The following is an 18,993-nucleotide window of genomic DNA, read 5'->3' on the forward strand; positions in this document are numbered from 1 at the left end:
CCCATGGAGGCCCTGCGCGCCAGCGTCGAGCGGGCCAGGAGTCACAAGGACACCGGCGACAGGGCCGCCTCCCCCGGCGCCCGGGCGACGCGTGGGCAGAAGACCTCGGCCCCGAAGAAGCGGGCGCGCTCCGGACCCGCGGCCAAGGGCCAGGAGCTGATGGCACTGACGAAGGCCGAGCTGTACGAGAAGGCGGCCGCTCCCGGCATCCCGGGCCGCTCGTCCATGAACCACGACCAGCTCGCCGAGGCCCTCGCCCACACGGCCGAGGCCGACGTAAGGCCTGACCTGCCCCGGGGCGGGCCGTCCTACGGAGTGCGGTGGTGGTCAGGCAACCGTCACGCGCAGGACGTACGGCGCGCCCGTGCTGATCGCCTGCGCCTGTTCCCGGAGGTCCGCGTCCGTGAAACCGAGCAGCGCCTCGTCGGCGGCCCGGCGAAGCAGCGGGAGGATCTCGGCGACGGGCCGGCCGCGATGTGCTTCGGCGAGCTCGGCGAAGGCCTTCTGGTAGGGGGCTCCGTACGTGCTCACGCTGTCGGCCAGCAGCCGGTCAAGGTGCTCCCGCTCGACGCTGATCTCGCCCATGGCCTGCTCTTCACGTCCTCAAAGGTCTCGGTCCGGACCCTCGCCTTCGACGCTACGAGGCGGGTCTGACATCGGCCCCAGACCCGGCACGGGGCGCGTTCCGGGTGATGAGGTCCTGGAGGAGCTCCCGGGTGGTTGGCGGCGTCAGTCCCATCGCGTCACAGGGGTCGTGGGTGTCACCGGGCTGCTAGCGCCGCGCGGGGAAGGCCAGGCGGGCGGTGACGGCGCTGAGGCCGAGCAGGCCGAGTCCTGCTCCGGCGGTGAAGGCCGCCACGGTGGTGGCGGAGGCGGCGAACCCGGCGATGACTCCGACCGGGACGAGGCGCGCGGCGAGCGCCCAGCCGCGCTGTCGGTGGGCGGCGAAGTGCCGGGCGAGCACGAGGAACGCGGCGCACAAAGCGAGATAGCCGACGGTGCCACTGAGCATGTGGATCGCGCCGTGTGCGCTGAGTGAGGTGACCCGGTCCTCGGGCGCACCGGCGGGGAATCCGGCTCCCGGGTCGGCGCGGAAGACCCCGGCGAGCAGGAAGGAGGCACCGAACGCGCCGAGCAGACGGGGCGCCCAAGTGCCGCCGGGGCATTGTGCAGGGCTTGGCGTGTCGCGATCGCGCCGCCGGCGACCAGCAGGCCGGTGAGGAGGAAGACGGTGACCTGGATCCAGCCGTAGGTGCCGAGGCTGAGCTGGCTGAGGGCGTTGCGGGTGAAGTCGAAGCCGTCCCGGGTCAGCCCCTGGGCCAGGCCCGCCGCGAGGAAGAGCGGGCCTGCCGCGATGCCGGCAGCCGCCGGCAGCCGGGGAACCGGCCGGGCCGGGCGTATGTCGCGAGCGGCCGGAGGCTCGAGCGTCTGTGTCATCGAGGGGGTCCTTCCTGGTCATGGCTGAGGAGGGCGGCTAGAGGGGATCCACTCGCCGCCGAACACGAAGTGAGCTTGTCTTTTGCAAGCACCCTTTGTCAATGGAACTTTGGGCTAGGATTTGCATCATGGCGACTCGGGAGTACAAGCAGTTCTGCGGCCTGGCCCGCGCGATGGAGATGGTCGGCGAGCGGTGGTCGATGTTGATCGTCCGCGATTTGCTCAACGGACCCCGGCGCTACACGGACCTGCGCAAGGGCCTGCCCGCCATCCCCACCAACATCCTCTCGACTCGCCTGAAGCAACTCGAAGAGGCAGGACTGGTCACCCGCCGTGCACTGCCGCACCCCGAGCGCGCGGTCGTCTACGAGCTCACCGAATACGGTCGGGATCTTGAGCCGGCGCTCATCGCGCTGGGCCGCTGGGGCGCGAGGACGATGACCGAGCCCCGCCCCGGCGAAGCCATCACTGCCGAAGCGGTGGCCATGTCCTTCCGCACCGCCTTCCGACCCGAACAGGCGCAGGGCACCACCGTCGGCTTCGAGGCCCGCATGGGCGAGTTCACCATCCGTCTGCAGATCACCGACGGTTCGCTCGCTGTCGGCCCCGGCATGCACCCCGCACCCGACCTGGTCATCGAACGGCTGTCCGGCCACCCGGTCCGCGAGCTGATGAGCGGCAGCAAGACCCCCGCCGACGTACTTGCCGAAGGCAGCGTGCGTGTGGAAGGCGATCCCGCTCTCCTCGGCCGGTTCGCGGAGATGTTCCGCTTCTGATTGACGCCTCCTCCGACGACGCCGGAAGAAGACCTGTGACCTGGCTCGAACGCACCGTGGAACGCGATGGCGTCCGCCTGTCCTGCCGCGACTGGGGCGGCTCGGGGCCGACCGTTGTCCTCCTGCACGGACTGGCCGGCCACGCAGGCGAATGGGACACCCTCGCCGAGACCCTGAGCCCTCGCTACCGGGTGGTCGCCGTCGACCAGCGCGGCCACGGCGCCAGCGAGCGCTTCCCACATGAAGTGAGCCGCGCCGCGTACATCGCCGACGTCCTCGCCGTCATCGACCAGCTCGACCTGCACCGGCCCGTCCTGGCGGGACAGTCTCTCGGCGGCCACACCGCCATGCTCACCGCCGCCGCACACCCCCACCTCGTACGCGCGCTCATCCTGATCGAAGCCGGCCCCGGCGGCCCGAACCCGGACCTGCAGGCCGAGATCGCTGGATGGCTCGATGCGTGGCCCACACCCTTCCCATCCCGGGAGGTCGCCACCGAGTTCCTCGGCGGCGGCCTGGTCGGCGAGGGATGGGCCGCCGGGCTGGAGGAGCGCGACGGCGGCTGGTGGCCCCGCTTCGACAGAGACGTCATGGTCGCCTCGGTGGCCGAGAACGCCCAACGCTCCTTCTGGGAGGAGTGGGCACGGATCACGTGTCCGGTCCTGACCGTCCTGGGCCAATCCGGCATCATCTCTCTGCGGGAGTCCGAGACCATGCTCCGGCGGCACCCGGGGGCAACGGCCGCGAGCGTGCCCGGCGCAGGCCACGACGTGCACCTGGAGTGCCCCGACGTCCTGCGGCACCTGCTCCAAACGTTCCTCGACGAGGTCGCCGCGCACCCGACGCACACAGGGCCGTGACCACCGAACCATCCGACTCGGGCTCACGTATGCCGACGAAGCAGCAACTCTCATCCTGTCGTTAAAGGACGGCGAGCTCAAGCGGTCAGGGCATCACCGCTGTTCAGGAGGTCAGCGTAGACCTCTGCCGGAGTGCGGTAGCCGTGGGTCTTGCGTGGACGATGGTTGAGCTCGTGGGCGATGGCGTCCAGGTCGGCCTGGCTGAACGCGCGAAGGTCCGCCCCCTTGGAGAGGTACTACCGAAGCAGCCGGTTGGTGTTCTCGTTGGTGCCGCGCTGCCACGGGCTACGCGGTTTGCAGAGATGATCGGCATCCCGGTCTCGGCGGTGATGGTCTGGTACTCGGCTACCTCCCGGCCCCGGTCCCAGGTGAGCGTTCGTCGTAGCTGGGCCGGGATGCCGAGAAGACTCCTGGTGAGGTGTGGAGTGACCTGCTCGGCCTTGATGCCGTCGGGCAGCGCGACGATGGCTGTGTAGCGGCTGGTGCGCTCGACGCGCGTGGCGACGGCCGAGGGCCGGGTGCCCATCACGAGGTCGTCCTCCCAGTGGCCGGGAACCTTGCGGTCCTCGACCTCGGCGGGTCGGGCACTGATGGACACCATGCCGCGGATGATGCCCCGCCCGGTGGGCGGACGAGCGATCTTCGGACGGCGCATGGGCCTGACTGACCGAAGTGGACCGGCTGCTGGCTGGCAAGGCCACCGCCTCCAACGGCAGCCTCACCGCTGCCGCGCTCGCCGCCGAGGCCGGCGTCCACCGCATGCTCTCTACAAGCGGCACGCTGACTTGAAGAACGAGTTCGAAGAACGCGTCCGCACGGAGACCAAGCAGGTCCCGGAGACGGAGAAGCAGCTGCGGGAGATCGTCGCCAAGCTGAAGAAGACCGTCGCGAACCAGAGGGTGGAGATCGACGACCTCCGCCAGCAGGTGACCCGACTCGCCACGGCCGACGCCGTCCTCGTCGACGGACAAGGCACCCCGTCCGCCCCTGAGCCGCCTCCGGCCGATGCCCCGGACAATGTCCTTCCGTTCCGCCCGACCCGCAGCTGACCCCTGCGGATCGCCCAGCCGTTCTCGGCACTGCTCGAACGGACGGCTGAGCACATAAGTCCGTACGCGATGGTGCACGAGGAAGTCGTACGCGCTTGCGGACGTTCGCCGGTACTTTCCTCCCTCGAGGAGGGGGGAAAGTCGTCTCAGGCGGCGATCCCGAGCTCGGTGCGGGTGCGGGTGCGGGTGCGGTGGATGAACTCGCGGACGGCCGGCTCACGCCGCCAGGGGCCGAGGGCGGTGTTGAACTCGCGGACGTAGTCCTTGGCCCGGGAGGACTGGACGCGGGCGAGGATGTCGACGGACCGGTTCCCCAGCTCCAGGCCGTGGTCGAGGTCGCGGGCCTGGAGATGGGCGGTCCCGACGATCGCAAGCCGCATCCCGAGCGGGTGAACACCCCGGACGGCATCGCGGCGGCCCGCTGGTTCCATGCCAGGGCCGCCTTGGGGTTCTTCAGGTCGCGGAAGATCTCGGCGGCGTCCGCCGAGAGGCGGGCATGGTGATAGAAGTCGATCCAGGCGGGCTCGGAGCCGCCGGCGGCATCAGCCTGACTCAGGAGGTCCTCGGAGGCCGAAAGGGCCCGTGAGGCGGCCATGGAGTCCCTCTCGCGGGCATGGGCACGGGCCTCGATCAGCTTGGTGAACCCCAGGACACGCGGGGCGGCCTGGCCCTTCGCGCGTTCGAAGGCGCCCTGGGCCATGTCGACGGCCTCGGAGCCGAAGCCCCGCAGCAGGGACTGCATGGCCATGGTGGTCAGGACATAGCAGCCCAGCTGCACGTCCCCGCCCGCACGGGCCAGGCGGAGGGCCTGGATGAAGTGCCTCAGGGCGACATCGTGCTGCCCGACGTCGAAGGCCGTCCACCCCGCCCGCCTCGACAACTCGGAGGTGACGGAGAACAGGTCGCGGCCGACTTCGTCGGTGAAGGATCCCCGCAGCAGCGGGGCGGCCCTCTCCTGCAGACACACGGTGACGGAGTTCGCCTTCCAGTTCCCTCCGCCGTATTTGGAGTCCCAGCGGCGGGCCTCGTCGGCCGCGTCCCGGAGTTCTTCCAGATCGGCCCGGCCGACCTGCTTCCTGCCGCCGGCCACATCGGCGGCGTCGTCGGCGGGGGTGACCAGCCAGCGGGTCACGGGGGTGCTGAACGCGGACACGGCGAAGCCGGATCCGGTCAGGAAGTCGCGGCGGTTCACGAAACTCCAGAACGACGTGGCCACTCGGACCGCATCAGCACGGTCCCGCGGGAAAGCCAACCCCACCTCCGGGTCCGGTGTCTCCGCATCGCCCATACCGATTTCGCCAAGGGCCACCGGGCGGCCGAGCCGTTCGGAGATCGCCTGGGCGAGGAACGTGGCCGGGGCGGGCACGAGGCGGAGCCGGTCGACAGCCGGGTCGTGCCCGATCGGATCGCCCGGCTCCTGGAAATGCAGCGCCACGGGAACGCCGGCCCGATAGGCGTCCAGCCCCGCGCGGCAGTAGGCGACCATCGGTTCCGGCAGAGCGTCGAACACAAACCAGCCCACGGCGTCGCACACCTTGGGCTCCCTGACGTCCGGCGTTCCGGCCCAGCGCCGGACCTCGAAGAAGAACCCGACCCGCGCGCTCCCGGCCGGCGCCCTGTGGTGGACGGTGACCGCGGCCGTACGTCGTCCGGATCCACCACCAGGCCCGTCTCCTCGTACGTCTCGCGCACGAGCGCGGTGACGACGTCCTCGAAGGGACCGTCGACGTGGCCCGAGGGGAAGTGCCAGTGCCCCGCGGCGTAGACGGTGCCGGCCCGCCGCGACAGCAGCACCTCCGGCCCCTTCTCCCCCTCGCGGACAGCGATCAAGTGCACGTCCACCGGCACCGTGTGCCGCTCGCCGCCGCTCACCGGGCACCTCCCGGCCGGCGGGCGAGCAGGACTTCGAACACCCCGTCCTCGACGAGCCCGTCCTTCGCCGCCGCGTGCTGTTCCAGCAGGGCCCGTGCCTCGGTCTCGAACCGGGGATGCCGGTCGCCGAAGAGGCCAGGGCGGGCGAAGCTGGTGCTGCGCAGGTAGCCGATCACCTTGTCCGGGGTCCACACGCGGCGGAGCGGGAAATGGTGCTCTTCGACGTCGCTGAACGGGGACTCGGCCAGGTCGTCTTCGTACCGGCGGCTCGGCTCCGCGTAGGCCCCGGTGGTTCCGGCGAGGCGTTCGGCGCCGAGGTAGGACCGGATCAGCTCTCGCAGCGCGACGGTCCACGGCGCCGGGTGGGTCCAGAGGCTGCCGTCGCCCATGATCGCCAGGGTGGCGCCGGGGGCGGTGACGCGGTCGCCCATGGCCAGGACGGCCGGGCGGTCCATCCAGTGAAAGGCCCGCGCGCAGGTGACCAGATCAGCCCGGTATCCCTCCTCGGGCGCGGTGAACTCCTCGGCCCGGACGGGATGGAAGCCAGCGGCCCGGCCCGCGAGAAGAGGGCGGAGGGCGAGATCGGCCTGGTGGAGCATGTCCCGGTCGGCATCCACCAGGTCCAGGCGGGCGAGCTGTGGCAGGACAGGCAGCAGGGCGGCAGGCACCTGGCCGGTCCCGGTGCCCAGATCGAGCAGAGCCGGGTGGCGGAGACCGCGCAGGGTGTCGGCGAGCAGGTGGACGACTTCGTCGGGGAGGCCGGGGCGGTGCCGGCCGTAGGCATCCGCCGTGGCGTGGAAGAGGCTCACAGGGCTTTCTCCGTGTGGTGCTCGGTCGGGCAGGCGGCGGGTTGGTGGGGCACCGGCGCGAGCGGAGGCAGGACCCACTTCAGGGCGCGCAGGCCGGTGCCGGAGGTGACGTGCTGCGGCCCGCCGCCTTCCGGCACGGTCACCCGGTACGCATCGGGCCGTCCGGCCAGCACCCAGCGGGCGTACACGTCCTCGAGCTCGGCCCACACGTCCCGGGGCCCGTAGACGCGGACAGTGTCCTCGCCGGGCCCGGCGACCGCCCAGGAGCCCTCGTCGGGGGCGGCGATCGTCATCGTCTCGGCCTGGAAGTCGCGGACCAGCCCGGGCGCCAGATACGCGGCCGCGAGCCAGAAGCCGTACGCGTCGTCCGGCGGCGGCGCGAGCCGGGTCGGGCGCGGCACGCCGGGTTCGGCCTTGATCCGGGACCGCATCGGCGCCACGTCGAGCCACCGGTAGCCGAGCATGGGCCGGTATCCGCGCGGCCGCCCTCGCAGTACTGCCTCGATCTCGCCGGCCCCGGTACGGGTGGCCAGGAGCTGTCCGGGCCAGCTCGGGGTGCGGGTGGTGAGCGTCGTCAGCAGCCGCCCGCCGGGCGCGAGCTGCTCCACCCACGCCGGCGGGACGCAGGGCACGCCGATGCCGGAGTGGATCCGGTCGAACGCTCCTTTCGCCGGGTGCCCGTCGAGAGCATCGCCCTCCACGACCGTCGCGCCCAGACCGATCCGGTCGAGGTTGTACTGGGCGAAGGCGGCCATGCGGCCGTCCCGTTCGACGCCGACGGCGAGGCGGGGGCCGGTGACGGCGGCGGCGAGAGCGAGGGAGACTCCCGGGCCCGGGCCGAGCTCCAGGTACCGCTGCCCAGGCGCCAGTTGCAGCGTCTGGAGCACTTCGACGGTGGCCAGGCCGTAGGTCGACATCGACGTCATGTGCCCGCCGGTCACCGGCCCGCGTACGAGCGCGTCGAGCCGCTCCCCGTCGCGCTGCAACAGGACCGACTCACCGCTGTGGACCAGGTCGAGCCATTCCTCCCGGTCGTCCGGGTGCGCGCCGTCGAGCAGGCGCCACTCGATCGGCTCGACGCCCGGATCGCTCACCCGTACGTACGCGTGGGGAAGCAGCACCTCCCGCGGCACCGACAGCAGCGCCTCGCGCAGCCGGGAATCGGTCAGCACGCCGTCGGCCTCCAGACGCGCCACCATCGCGGCGCGGCGGGCACCTGTCGTGGTGGACAGGTCAGCAGACATGACGGTCCTCTTCCTGACGCGGTGGATAGCAGGGCGTCGGCGCAGCGGGCATGACGGTCAGGCAGCGGGCCCGAGGCGCCTGCGGCAGGTGGGCCCGTGCGCCGGGCGAATGGGCAGCGTAGGCGGCGCCGACCGCCGCGAAGCCGCTCACCGCTCCCACCCCAGCTCGCTGTAGGAGCGGTCGGCCCCGATGCCCTCGATCGCGACACGGGTGTAGGGGACGATCGGCTCCGGCAGGTCCTTCGCGTCCCACCACTCCCAGGCGAGACACCGGTCGGGTTCGCGTACCTCGGGAGTGCCCTCCCAGTGACGAGCGCGGAAGAAGAGCTGAATCCTCGGCCGGGCGCCGGGCCGGTCCACCGTGTGCACCGTGTGGACGAGCTCGAGGTCGGCCGGATCGATGACCAGCCCGGCCTCCTCGAACGCCTCGCGGGCAAGACCGGCGGTCGCCGCCTCCGCCTCCAGGTGTCCGGCAAGGGCGTGCCACGATCCGCCCGCGTACGCCGAATCCGGATGCCGCAGCCCCAGCAGGACCTTGCCCTCGTGCTCCAGGTGGAGGTGGACGCCGACGACGTGCAGCACGGTCCCGGCCGGGGCCTCGCCGGGCACTGGACGAGCAGCCTCCGGGGGCTCTTCCACGGCGGGGTGTCCGGCCGCGTGGCGGCGGATCAGGTCTCCGAGTCCGGGGCTGAGCCGGAGCCGGCCGAGGGTCTCGACGGTGACCCACTTCAGCAGGACACCTTCGCGGAGATCCACCGCCTCGGCATCCCCACTCCAGCGCCCGGCGTAGACGCCGATGGGCACGGCAAATCCGTCGACGCTCGTCGCCTCCTGCACGGCGAACGGCACCAGTTCCGTGGGCTCCAGCCCCGGCACCTCCTCGGCAAGCTCACGTCGCAGTGTCGCCTCGAGGCTGGCATCGTCCCGCGACCGTTTGCCCCCCACGAGGGCCAGGACCCAGGGCTCCCACATGCCCTCCCGGTCATCTCGTAGATGAAGGAGGTACCGGCCAGCTCCGTCGTGGATCAGGGCGTTGGCACTGACGGGCTCCGGGCGCCCGTCGAGGCCGGCCGCCTCGGCGTCCAGGAGCTTGGCCCGCAGCGTCGGGGATCGCACGTCGGCGTACGGGAGCCACTGGGCTCCGGCGACTTCCTCGACCTGCAGAGCGAGCGCAGGCGGGTGCTCGGCGGTGAGGTAGAACGCGAAGCGGACATCGAAGTGCTGGTGAGCGGGCTCGCCCTTGGCCGGGTTGGCGTCGATGTCATGCACGTCCACGTCAATCGGCTCGTCGAGGAACTGCGGGGTCAGGCACAGGTCGCCGGGGCGCAGACCGGCCTCTTCGCACACCTCGCGCACGGCCGCGGCCAGGAGCGTGCGGTCACCCGCCTCAACGTGGCCGCCGGGGCAAAGGAGCAGCCCTGTCACCCGATGGCCGAGGTGGAGCACCCGGCGGTCGCGGTCGATGACCACGGCGCTGCAGGTGACGTGGCCGGGCAGTGTGGCGCGGCTGGACGGCTCCTCGGTGCCGTCGAGGACGGCCAGCAGCCCTTCCAGGGAGTCTCGTTCCTCGGCATGTCGGCTGAGGTAGGTCTCGATGGTCGCGCGGATTTCAGAGCGGGAGGGCGGCACGTGATCACCTCGGGACGTGGGGGACGGGATGTACGGGCGGGGAGGGAGGGGCGCGCCTGGCGTCGGGTCCGCTGATGACGGCTCCGGGCCGGGGGCCGTGTGCAGGTGGATGCTCACGGGCCACCGTCCGAGGAGCGGTCGTGCCGCACATCCACGGCGACTGCGGGATGGGGGACGGTCGGCCCCGCCGGTGGCGCAGGTGTGACGGCCTCGGCTGAAGGAGAAGCCATGGCGGGAGCACTGGGCATGTCCAGCAGACTGCGCAGCGGGGAGCGGTAGAGAACCATGAGGGGGACGAGGAGGAGGCAGGTGCCGGCGACCAGAGCGGGGCGCACGCCGATCCAGGTGCCGAGCCCGCCGGCGAGGAGCGCGGCCACCGGCCGTGCACCGGAGGTGAGCCAGGTACTCACGGCCTGCATCCGGGCCTGCATGCCGTCGGCGGTGACGACCTGGCGAATGGTGCGCTGGGTCGTCCCCGCGGCCGCGGCACAGGCCAGCTGAAGAAACAGCGCACCACCGATGGCGAACTGCCAGACCAGGCCCGGGGAGGCGAGGAGCAGAGGGATCTGGGTGATCGGAGTGATCGCGAGCGCGGCGAGCATCATCGGCCCGGGCCCGTACCGCGCCGCGAGCGAGGGCGCGGCCAGAGCCCCGGCCGCCGCGCCCAGGGCTCCGATGCCCAGGGCCACGCCGAAGGCGGTCGCGCCCATCGCGATTGACCGGAGCAGGTACAGCGCCCACAAGGTATTGAGGAGCGCCAGGGCGAACGACGTCGTCGCGTTGACGAGGGTGAGTGTGCGCAGCCGGTGGTCGCCGTTCACGTAGCGCAGGCCCTCGCCGATCTCGGTGTGCAGCCGGCGGCCTTCCGCTGCCGGCCGGGGGCTTTCGGGGGCCTGGATGCGGGCGGTGCACCAGGCGCTGACGAGGTAGGACAGGACATCCCCGAGAAGCGCCCGGGCCGGGCCGAGGAGCGCGGTCAGGGCGGCGCCGAGGTTGCTGCCCGCGGTGGCGGCGACCGCGAAGAGGCCGCCGATGCGGCTGTTGCTCCGCTGGAGCAGGGACCGGTCGACGAGGCTGGGCAGGAGACTGATCGCGGCGGCATCGTGCAGCACGCCCGCCGCGCCTTGCACGGCCGCGACCACCATCAGCTGGGTCAGGGAAAGCCGGTCCAGCGCGGCCGCCACCGGCACGCTGGCCAGCGCGGCGGCGCTGACCAGGTCGCCGGTGATCATCTGCTTCCGCTTGGAGTGGCGGTCGGCGAGGGCCCCGGCGTGCAAGGCCAGCAGTGCGGGCGGCAGTTGGCCCAGGAACGTCAGCCAGGCGACTTCGGCGGTGGTGGCGTCCAGTTCGAGTGCGGCCAGCACGGGGATCACCATGGTGCTGATCGAGCTGCCGGTCACGCTGGCTGCCTGCCCGGTCAGGTAGCGGCGGAAGTTGCGGTGCCGCCACAGCGACGGCCGGGTGCCGGGAGAGGAGGGGTCAGTGGAGGAGGTCATGGAGCACCTCCTCGGCTTCCGTCAGGCGCTCGCACAGCTCGGCCATGGCCGCCTGCCGGTTGCGGCCGTACGCTTCGAGTTCGGGGGTGACGGCGGCCGGGTCGTCGACGGCCTCGGACAGGGGGTACACCGAGCAGGCCAGGTACCCGGCGGCGAGGCGGGGCACGGCGAGGAGTTCTTCGGCCGGCAGTGCCGGGTTGGCTGCCCGGTATGCGGCGACAGCTTCGGCCAGGCCGGTGGGCCACTGCGGCTGCGCCAGGACGGTGCGTGGGTCCAGGACGATCCGCCCGAGCTCCCAGGCGGGGCTGCGGTGACCGGGCGGCCGGAAGTCGATCAATGCCGCCACCTGTTGTCCGCGCAGGAGCAGGTTGGGCGAGGCCAGGTCGCCGTGGACGGTCTGCACCGTCAACGTCGTCGGCAGCCCTTTGGCCATGGCGGCCACGGCAGGCAGCGCGTCGAGCCGCCGGGCGGCGGTCTCCCGTGCCCAGGCGGGAAACCCCGAGGTGGGCGGCCTCTTGGCGAAGAGGGCGAGCAGCCGGTCAAGGCGCTGCCGGGCCCGTTTCACATCGCAGACTTCCCGGGCGGGCAGACGGCGCGGAGGTCCGGCCGGGTGCCGTGCCAGGGTCCGGTGCAGGCGTCCGACGGTCTCGCCCACCGCGGCCCACCGGTCGCCGGACAGGCCACCCTCCGCTGTCTCTGTGTCCTCGACGTACGCCGCGACCGACACCGCCATGCCGCCGGCGGCCGCGATGAGGTCACCTTCCAGGGTCTTGCGCACTACCGGGACCGGGATCCGTCCGAGCCGCGCGAACTCGCCGAGCTCGAGCGCCCGGCGCTCCGCGTCCAGATCGGTGCCCGCCGGGTAGGCCTTCACGAACCACCGGGCTTCGTCGCTGTCCCGGGCCAGGTAGTTGCGGGTCGCGGTCCCCGCAGGACCGTCGCCGACCACGGTCGGGACGATCCGGTAGAACAGCGTCAGGATCCCCGCCACGACCATCGCGTCCGATCCTGCGCCGTTCATCGCCGCGCCCCCGACCGGCCGGAGGGAGGCAGCAGCTGGCGCAGTGCTCGGGCATCCGCCTGCAGCTGCTCCTCGTCCTGCGGTCCCAGATCGAGCGCGTCGAAGGGCAGCGGGCCGCCCGGCGCCGGGTCCGCTCCGGCTTCACGTCGCGGAACGCAGTGCCAGTGCGCGTGCGGGATCTGATTCCCCAGCAGCAGATAGTTCATCTTCAGCGGCTCGTAGAGCGCCTCCACCGCGCGGCCCAGGGCGAGGACGTCGCGCCAGAACGCGGCCGCCTCCCCCTCGTCCAGCTCGGTGGGCTCGGCGACATGACGCCCGCTGTAGATCACGACGGCGTACCCGCGGACCTGGCCGCTGCGCCACAGGTAGGCGTTGCTGACCTCCCCGCGCCGGAGAAGGAGGCCCCAGCCGATGTCCTCGCCGTCGAAGTCGTTCTGGCACATCGGGCAGCCGGCGCCGACCCGGTGCGCGGTGAAGTCCGCCGGCCGGGCGCTGCCGGCTGGCGAGTGCGCGGACTGGGCCTGAGGGGGGCCGGGGATCATGCTGCCTCACCGGTGGTGCGCTGCTGGAGTTCCCACAGGGAGCGGAACAGCCCCGGCTCGCGGGTGAGCTCCTCGTAGGAGCCTTCCTGGACGATGCGTCCCTCATCGAGAACGATGATCTTGTCCGCGATGGCGACGTTGGCGAGCCGGTGCGTGATCAGCAGGATCGCCCGGTCCTTGGCCAGGTCGCGCAGCCCGGTGAAGATGCGATGCTCGGCCCGCGCGTCCAGCGCAGCGGTGGGCTCGTCCATCACGAGCAGAGCCGCCTGCCGGTGAAACGCCCTGGTGAGCACGACACGCTGCCACTGGCCCCCGGACAGCTGCTGGCCGCCGAACCACTCGGACGTCAGCAGGGTGTCCAGACCGGACCGCAGATGGGGCAGCATGTCCGTCGCCCCGGAGGCCTCGCACGCGGCGAGCACCGCGGCGTCTGCGGTATCCCCCTGCCCGAACGTGATGTTGTCCCGCATGCTCAACGGCAGGTAGGTGTACTTCTGCGGCACAAGGGCGACATGCTTCCACGCCTCCCACGGGTCCATCTCAGCCGTAGCCACGTGGTCCCAGGCCACCGCACCTGCCGTGGGCAGCAGCAGACCGCAGATCAGCCGCGACAGGGTCGACTTGCCCGACCCGTTCTCACCGACCAGCGCAATGATCTCCCCGCGCCGCACCTGGAGGGAGACGCCGCTGAGACTGTCCCTCGGGGCGCCGTCGTACCGGTAGGTGACGTCGCGGACCTCGAACCGCTCCGGCGGAGCGGACAGCATCTTGGTACCGCGGGAAGCGGTCATGGCCTGCCCGTGGGCGTTGTCGAGGAAGTTCTGCCAGTCCTGCACGTACCAGCCGGTGCGCACCAGTCGGGCCCCGCCGTTGATGATGCCGCGCACGGAACCGGTCGCCGTCTGCAGTGCGAAGACCGCGCCGCCTCCGGCCGCGAGGCTCATGCGGCCGGAAGCCAGGAGCCACAGCAGCGCGGCCCACACTGCGGCCGCCGCCACTCCGCCGGCGACCGCGCCGGCCAGCCCCATCCACGCGCCGGTGTTCGCGGCCTTGCGCTCCGCGGCGTTGACCGAGGCGGCGAGGCGCCGGTACCGGTCGGTGAGGAAGGGCCCGGCAAGGCAGGCTCGCATCTCCTCGCTGGACTCCATGTACGCCATGTGCCAGCGCAGCTTGTGCAGCATGCGGCGGCGCCCGGAGGTCTCGAGGCCCGCCAGGTACACCACCCGGGCGGCCCGCACGTACGCGGCGGCCTGTGGCAGGCAGGCCAGGAGGAGCAGAGGAAGGAGCACCGGGTGCAGCACGGCGAGAACGGTCGCGCCGGCGGCGAGCGTAGCCGTGGCCGCCAACACGTCCTGTGCCTCGTCCACCAGGTCCGGAGTGACCTGGGCACCGCGGTCGGCGATGTCGTAGAAGTCGTTGTAGCCGGGCTTGTTGTTCGCCGCCAGCTCCGCGCCGAGCGCGGCCTCGATCATCGTCAGCTCCGCCGCCCGGGCCAGCACCGGCCGCAGCCGCCCGGTCAGCCACGTCACCGTGATCCCCAGGAGCGCCCGCAGCCCGGTGGCCGCGGCGACGACCGCCAGCTGTGGCGCCGCCTCCCACAGGCGGTCGGTGATGTCGCCCGACGAGATCAGCGCGGTGATCGACCCCGTCACGGCGAGCAGCCCCAGCGCGGCGAGCACGCCGGTGCCGATCTGGCACGCGAGCAGTCCGGCCGTCGCGCCTCGGTCCACCTGCCAGGCCATCTTCAGTGACCGCAGAACCAGTGCGGGCAGCCGTCGCGCCATGGTGCCGGTGGTCAGCTGGGCCCCAGCCTGATGCCTCGATTCGTCCCGGTAGAGAAAATCCTCGTTCTGGGCTCTGCTCGTCTCGTCCGGGGCACCCGCCTCTGGTGTGCCGGTATCCGGCTGGTCCTGTGTGCTGGCCGAGGTCAACGTGGCCCCCTGACGGTCGCTGCGGCTGGGTCGTGAAGCTCAACGACCCGACATGGATTTCGAACACCTGTGTTTCAGTCGAGCTGGGAACCCCGGAATAGAGCGCGCGGCGGAGACTGCGGGATGCACCGACCCTTGGCGTCTACGTGTGCAGAGGCTTCGTGCAGTTGGCCGAAACGCCGAGGCTCGTGTCGGGGTCCGCATGTCGAGCGGCCCGGCAGGACATCGGTTGTTCGGCCGGCCAGCCGGGCGGGGTCACATGCGGGCGATGTCGAGGGTGACGATGACCGGGAGGCGATCGCTCAGCTGCTGGGTGACGGTGTCGTCGAGTACCTCCTAGGAGTGCAGCGACGGGACGAGCGTGGGAAAGAGCAGGACATGGTCGGCTCGGTGGTCCCACTACTGCTCCGGACACAGGTGGCCCGCGGTGCGTGGGATGGGCTGATCGAGGGGGACGGGCGGGTCGACGAATCCGGCGTGCATGAGCGCGCGCGGATCGCCCGGGCTTCGCTTTTTCCCGAGTGACGAGGCATGCCAGCAGGAGTGGAGCGACAACTCACCGTGTGTGGTCCCGGGGGCGTATCGGCTCCAGGTTCCGCCGGCCTCGGTGACCAGGCGGGTGGCGGTCTTGTCGTGATAGCCGAGTGCCTTCGCGATGACGGGGGCCGGGGCTTGCAGGACGATCTGACGGATCGCGGAGATCCTGCTGCGCTGCGGAGGAACGCCGATCTCACGCAGATGGACTTGCAGGCTGACCGGGTTCATGGGGCTGTCCGGGCTGACGGCCGGGGAAGAGCCACTGTGAGCTCCTGCCGCTGGCGTAGGGCAGGTGCTGACGGGACTGCATGTAGGCCCGCATCAGTTCGGCGACGGGCTTCCGGCAGCGGGGACGGCGGGTCTCCCAGCCGGACGGTGACGACGGTCTCGTCGTCGATGGGGAGGCGGACGATGCGGCTGACGGGTTGCGCATAGAGGAGAACGAGGGCGGCGGCGACATCGACAGTGACCGCTATAAATCCTATTATACGAGGATTTGCACGAGAGCTTTCCGGGTGAGGCATTTGGAAGCTCGTGACACCCCGACGGCGCGTCACCTCGATGTGAGCCTGTGTCCGAATCGCCGGAATCTCTGAAAGTGCCTGAAAACAGGCCCCTGCCCGCATAGAGTCCCAGTTCAGGAAGCCTGCTCCCCGCACCCGCGGGGATGAACCCCGCCGGGGGTCGCTGCGCTTTCGACGTAGGGTCTGCTCCCCGCACCCGCGGGGATGAACCCCATTTCCATACCCGCTCGGCAGGCGGGATGTGCTGCTCCCCGCACCCGCGGGGATGAACCCGGTGCGGGATCGGTGTCGGGCAGCTGCGTCACCTGCTCCCCGCACCCGCGGGGATGAACCCGTCTTGGGCTGCCACGCGTCGATGCAGCGGATCTGCTCCCCGCACCCGCGGGGATGAACCCGAGACCGGGATCGACGACCTCGACGCGGAGCACTGCTCCCCGCACCCGCGGGGATGAACCCCAGTCCATCCACTCCGGTGCGGGGGTGGCGGTGCTGCTCCCCGCACCCGCGGGGATGAACCCCGGTGAGGTCAACAGAGGCCGCCAGCGGCCGGCTCGAGTTCTCGTCAACGTAGCCAGCCGGCCAGTTTCGGGAGGGGGCTTGGGTTTCAGCCGCCGCTGTCGAGGACGGAAACCAGGGCGGCGCGTAGCTGTTCGTCCTCGCGGATCATCGCGTCGTCGGACCCGGAGACGACCAGGCGGCGGTCCCCGGTGATGAGCGCGGCCAGCCGATCGTGCTGCTCCGGGGTCAGGGCGGCGGCGCCGAGTGCCCGCAGGGCGTCGCAGGCGCCCTTGAGGTCGGCGCGGCTCTCCGCTGAGTGCAGCGCGGCCTCGGCGAGCCGGCTGCGGTCGAGGCTGGCCGGATCGGCGACGGCGAGCAGTCCGAGGACGGCCGAGGGTGCTTGGGCGGGGTCGCCGAGGAGGGTGTGGAGCCGGGGGGTCAGCGGGCGCCCGGCCGGGCCGAGGGCGGCGATCTCGCGGGCGGCGCGGGCGGTCGTCCAGTGGAACCACTGCCGGCCCTCGCTCCTGTCGAAGACCGAGGCCAGCACTGGGACGACCTCGGCCGCCTCGCCGGTGATCCGCCACAATGCGAGCGCCAGGGCCAGGTCGGTGTCCACCTCTGGCGTGGTGTCGCGGTCGATGGTGCGGCCCAGCGCCGACCGCAGGGCCGGGATGAGGCGGGTGGCCGCCGGGCCGAGGCCGGCCAAGGCGCGGGCGCCCTCGGCACCTCCGCGGACACCGGTGGCGAGCGCCACCTCGGCGGCGGCGAACAGCGGCCCGGTCTCGCCGGTCAGCTCGTGCAGTGCCTGCGCCACGAACAACTGCCCGGCGGCGGCCCGCAGGGCGGCGGCGGCCCGCTCGCGCTGCTCCGGCCCTATGCCGACGGCGACGGAGGTGATCGCGGTGGCCGCGTACTGGAATCGGGGCAGGACGGCACAGAGTTCGGGCAGTGCCTCGACGGCCTGAGGACCCCATTGCCGCAGCAGGTGCACCAGACCGGCGGTGTCGTTGTGGTCTGCGGTCGTCGAGCAACCGCAGTCCTTGCGCCCCTCGGGGCGCTCCTGCGCCTTGGCGGCCAGGCGAGCGCGGACCGCGGCGAACAGTTCCGGGTCGAACGGGAAGAACGAATCGGCCGGGGCGTGGGAGCCGGCGGCGCACCGCATGGCGCGCGGGCGTCGGCCGAGGGCCCGGGCCAGCAGCGGGGCGGCGGCCCGCGGCGCCACCAGGACGAGCGCGGCGAGGGCCTGGTCGGCCGCCTCGTCGTCCGGCTGCGCGGCGAGTTCGGCGAGGAGGGGCGCGGCCTCGGCGGCGGCCGGGCCGATCTTGCCCAGCAGCCGGGCGGCCGCCCAGTCAGCGGCGAGCGGCGCGATGGCGGGGATCAGCCGCTGCGGGGTGCTGCGGGACAGGGTGCAGGCGCGGTCGGCCGCCCACAGGGCCTCCGCCCGCACCTCGGGGCGCTCGTCACGCAGCGCGGCGTCGAGCAGCGAGAGGGCACTCTCGCGGTCGGCGTCGGTGTCCCGCCCCAGCAGGTTCTCGACGATGGCGCTCAGCGGCTCCCGGTGCTCGTCCGCGTAGCTGGACTTGGCTGTATCGCGGGCGGGCAGCAGGCCGAGCACGGCGTCGTGGTGCGCGGCGAGCCACGGCTCTTCGGCGTCGAGTGCGGCGAACACGGCGGCCAGGCGCAGGGGCGCGGGCGTGTCCGGGCCGAGCAGGGCGCGGGCCGTGACGAGGGCGCCCGCGCGGTCCAGCCGGCTGTACGCGGTGAGGAGTTCGGCCCGGACGACGGGCTCGGTCTCGGCGGCCAGGCGGGCCCGGACGGCGGGCAGGGCGGTGTGGGTGTCCCGGGTGTGGCCGACCGTCCAGCTCGCCGCTTGCCGGGCGGCGGCGTCCGCATCGGCCATCAGCGGTATGAGCAGCGGCAGCTGGGCGGTTACGGCGGCCCGGACGGCGCCCGGCTCGATGTCGTACTCGTCCTCGCTCTCGGCGAGGCAGCCGAGCAGCCGGAGCGCGTCGACGGTCTGCCGGCCGGAGGCGGCGATGCGGGCGAGGTAGGGGGCGGCGTCGATGCTGGCCGCGTACACGGTGCCCTGGTGCACGATCGAGCTGTACAACTCCTCCAGTGCCTCCTCGGCGTCCTCACCGCCCTCGGCGAAGGCGCGCAACAATCCGGGCAGGTCCTCGGCGGGGCCGTGGGCGTGGTTGACGGTGGCCCAGGAGTGGGCGTCGAGCCCGGCGAGGGCAGTGGGGAGCTCCATGGCTGTGATCTTCGCAGGGGCCTCTGACAATCCGCCGAGATGCGGTGAGGCAGGCGGGCCTCCGGCCGTTCGTGGAAGCGGCGCCGGGCCCAGACGGGTTCGAGGTCGTGCCAGAGGTCGGTGCGGTGCCGAGCTCGCCGCCCTGCAAGGCGGCCGAATCGAGGCGAGCAGTCGTGAGTGGGTGACATCGGTCGCCTCGGGCCGGGTGCGGCCAGCCGTAAGCTTGCCGTTTAACCTCGGCGCCAGATGAGCCGGGTGAGTGTCTCTGTGGGCTGGCAGAGCCATGCAAGAAACGGGCTCATGACCAGGAACCAGTGGACACTGATTCGGCCCTGCTCCTTGTCCAGGATCGCTGGGGCCTCATCCCGGTAGACGTAGCGGAGGTAGCGACGGCGGATCGGCGCTCCAGCCATCAGCAGCACTGGCGAGGCGACAAGGATGGCCAACGGGACCAGGACTCTCGCGGCGGTGAGCTTCGTCTTCTCCTCATATCGCATGCGCTCAGCCTGTCGTC

At 71.9% G+C, this 18,993-nt stretch carries 15 protein-coding genes, 4 pseudogenes and 1 CRISPR repeat array; of the genes and pseudogenes, 3 read left to right on the top strand and 16 right to left on the bottom strand.

Going from position 1 to position 18,993, the window contains the following annotated elements; genetic code table 11:
- Positions 1-41: 41 nt before the first annotated feature.
- The 4 genes and pseudogenes from ACZ4WZ_RS15005 to ACZ4WZ_RS15020 form a co-directional block, all read right to left on the bottom strand.
- Positions 42-227 (bottom strand): hypothetical protein, encoded by a 186-nt coding sequence (locus tag ACZ4WZ_RS15005; RefSeq protein WP_467889900.1) that lies wholly within the window; start codon positions 225-227, stop codon positions 42-44.
- Positions 228-327: 100 nt separating this feature from the next.
- The gene (locus ACZ4WZ_RS15010) at positions 328-585 is read right to left on the bottom strand and encodes a hypothetical protein (RefSeq protein WP_467889903.1); all 258 of its coding nucleotides are present in this window, start codon (positions 583-585) and stop codon (positions 328-330) included.
- Between the two features lie 187 nt (positions 586-772).
- Positions 773-1,246 (bottom strand): DUF998 domain-containing protein, encoded by a 474-nt coding sequence (locus tag ACZ4WZ_RS15015; protein WP_467890122.1) that lies wholly within the window; start codon positions 1,244-1,246, stop codon positions 773-775.
- Positions 1,207-1,437, bottom strand: a pseudogene (locus ACZ4WZ_RS15020) (DUF998 domain-containing protein); the annotation flags it as partial. The gene ACZ4WZ_RS15015 and the pseudogene ACZ4WZ_RS15020, both read right to left, overlap by 40 nt.
- A 128-nt stretch (positions 1,438-1,565) precedes the next feature.
- Here ACZ4WZ_RS15020 and ACZ4WZ_RS15025 point away from each other — a divergent pair.
- Together ACZ4WZ_RS15025 and ACZ4WZ_RS15030 are read left to right on the top strand one after the other, a co-directional pair.
- Positions 1,566-2,213, top strand: coding sequence for a winged helix-turn-helix transcriptional regulator (locus tag ACZ4WZ_RS15025; RefSeq protein ID WP_467889905.1), 648 nt, complete (start codon positions 1,566-1,568; stop codon positions 2,211-2,213).
- 35 nt (positions 2,214-2,248) lie between these two features.
- Positions 2,249-3,073, top strand: coding sequence for an alpha/beta fold hydrolase (locus ACZ4WZ_RS15030; RefSeq protein WP_467889908.1), 825 nt, complete (start codon positions 2,249-2,251; stop codon positions 3,071-3,073).
- Between the two features lie 77 nt (positions 3,074-3,150).
- On the opposite strand, the pseudogene ACZ4WZ_RS15035 reads toward ACZ4WZ_RS15030, so the two are convergent.
- A pseudogene (locus ACZ4WZ_RS15035) lies at positions 3,151-3,746 on the bottom strand (IS30 family transposase); the annotation flags it as partial.
- On the opposite strand from ACZ4WZ_RS15035, the pseudogene ACZ4WZ_RS15040 reads away from it, so the two are divergent.
- Positions 3,746-4,122, top strand: a pseudogene (locus tag ACZ4WZ_RS15040) (hypothetical protein). The pseudogenes ACZ4WZ_RS15035 and ACZ4WZ_RS15040 overlap by 1 nt on opposite strands.
- 146 nt (positions 4,123-4,268) lie before the next feature.
- Here the strand turns inward: ACZ4WZ_RS15040 and ACZ4WZ_RS15045 are convergent.
- The 11 genes and pseudogenes from ACZ4WZ_RS15045 to ACZ4WZ_RS15095 all read right to left on the bottom strand — a co-directional run bounded on the left by ACZ4WZ_RS15045 (position 4,269) and on the right by ACZ4WZ_RS15095 (position 18,479).
- A complete protein-coding gene (locus ACZ4WZ_RS15045; RefSeq protein WP_467889910.1) occupies positions 4,269-4,502 on the bottom strand; it encodes a hypothetical protein in 234 nt (77 codons plus the stop codon).
- Positions 4,503-5,473: 971 nt separating this feature from the next.
- Positions 5,474-5,994: pseudogene (locus ACZ4WZ_RS15050) on the bottom strand (NUDIX hydrolase); the annotation flags it as partial.
- On the bottom strand, positions 5,991-6,803 hold the full coding sequence (locus ACZ4WZ_RS15055; protein WP_467889913.1) for a class I SAM-dependent methyltransferase: 813 nt from the start codon (positions 6,801-6,803) through the stop codon (positions 5,991-5,993). The gene ACZ4WZ_RS15055 and the pseudogene ACZ4WZ_RS15050, both read right to left, overlap by 4 nt.
- Entirely contained in the window at positions 6,800-8,047 is a 1,248-nt protein-coding gene (locus tag ACZ4WZ_RS15060) for a protein-L-isoaspartate O-methyltransferase family protein (RefSeq protein WP_467889915.1), read from the bottom strand. The genes ACZ4WZ_RS15055 and ACZ4WZ_RS15060 overlap by 4 nt, the downstream gene beginning before the upstream one ends.
- Before the next feature lie 147 nt (positions 8,048-8,194).
- Positions 8,195-9,676, bottom strand: coding sequence for an NUDIX domain-containing protein (locus ACZ4WZ_RS15065; protein WP_467889918.1), 1,482 nt, complete (start codon positions 9,674-9,676; stop codon positions 8,195-8,197).
- Positions 9,677-9,789: 113 nt separating this feature from the next.
- Entirely contained in the window at positions 9,790-11,172 is a 1,383-nt protein-coding gene (locus tag ACZ4WZ_RS15070; RefSeq protein WP_467889920.1) for an MFS transporter, read from the bottom strand.
- A complete protein-coding gene (locus ACZ4WZ_RS15075; RefSeq protein WP_467889922.1) occupies positions 11,156-12,193 on the bottom strand; it encodes a phosphotransferase enzyme family protein in 1,038 nt (345 codons plus the stop codon). The genes ACZ4WZ_RS15070 and ACZ4WZ_RS15075 overlap by 17 nt, the downstream gene beginning before the upstream one ends.
- The gene (locus ACZ4WZ_RS15080) at positions 12,190-12,735 is read right to left on the bottom strand and encodes an HIT family protein (RefSeq protein WP_467889925.1); all 546 of its coding nucleotides are present in this window, start codon (positions 12,733-12,735) and stop codon (positions 12,190-12,192) included. Before ACZ4WZ_RS15080 ends, ACZ4WZ_RS15075 begins: the two co-directional genes overlap by 4 nt.
- The gene (locus ACZ4WZ_RS15085; protein WP_467889928.1) at positions 12,732-14,666 is read right to left on the bottom strand and encodes an ATP-binding cassette domain-containing protein; all 1,935 of its coding nucleotides are present in this window, start codon (positions 14,664-14,666) and stop codon (positions 12,732-12,734) included. Before ACZ4WZ_RS15085 ends, ACZ4WZ_RS15080 begins: the two co-directional genes overlap by 4 nt.
- A 399-nt stretch (positions 14,667-15,065) precedes the next feature.
- Complete coding sequence (locus tag ACZ4WZ_RS15090; RefSeq protein ID WP_467889930.1) at positions 15,066-15,431, bottom strand: hypothetical protein; 366 nt, start codon at positions 15,429-15,431, stop codon at positions 15,066-15,068.
- A 418-nt stretch (positions 15,432-15,849) separates the two neighbouring features.
- Positions 15,850-16,245: a CRISPR direct-repeat array (repeat unit 29 nt; unit sequence CTGCTCCCCGCACCCGCGGGGATGAACCC).
- An 86-nt stretch (positions 16,246-16,331) separates the two neighbouring features.
- The gene (locus tag ACZ4WZ_RS15095; protein WP_467889933.1) at positions 16,332-18,479 is read right to left on the bottom strand and encodes a hypothetical protein; all 2,148 of its coding nucleotides are present in this window, start codon (positions 18,477-18,479) and stop codon (positions 16,332-16,334) included.
- Between the last annotated feature and the right edge of the window lie 514 nt (positions 18,480-18,993).

The sequence above is a fragment of the Streptomyces sp. NPDC029122 genome, assembly GCF_055569445.1.